Annotated in this window: 1 protein-coding gene; it reads right to left on the bottom strand. The window is 52.8% G+C overall.

Annotated features, from left to right (window positions below):
• Nucleotides 1–290, bottom strand: a 290-nt coding sequence (locus tag KDM89_RS21755; protein WP_212689849.1) for a hypothetical protein, incomplete at both ends; no start/stop codon positions are given.

Raw genomic sequence — 290 nt, 5'->3', positions numbered from 1 at the left:
ATGGACTCTGCCAGAGCTTTTGCGCGGTTGTAGCTGCGTAGGATGCTGTCTGCGCCTGCAGCAGAAAACGACGTAGAGTTTGCGTCGTACATTTCCTTGTTGGCTTTAGCAGCGTTCCAGGCTGTCTGCGCACGTTGCTTGTTTTCGGCTGTCGGTTCAATCTTTTTGCCGTGTTCAGCGTCAAACAGCATATTGGCAATGTCGTTGTCCATTGCAGCCGCGCCGAAACCATCGGAAGCCGTGCTGGATGGCTTGCCAGATTTATCGACAATGACGCCTTGCTCATTCTC

This window comes from Cognatundibacterium luofuense (genome assembly GCF_018139685.1).
Lineage (GTDB): Bacteria > Pseudomonadota > Gammaproteobacteria > Burkholderiales > Burkholderiaceae_D > Undibacterium > Undibacterium luofuense.
The sequence above is the reverse complement of the archived record's forward strand: the minus strand, read 5'-3'. Positions and strand labels throughout refer to the sequence as shown.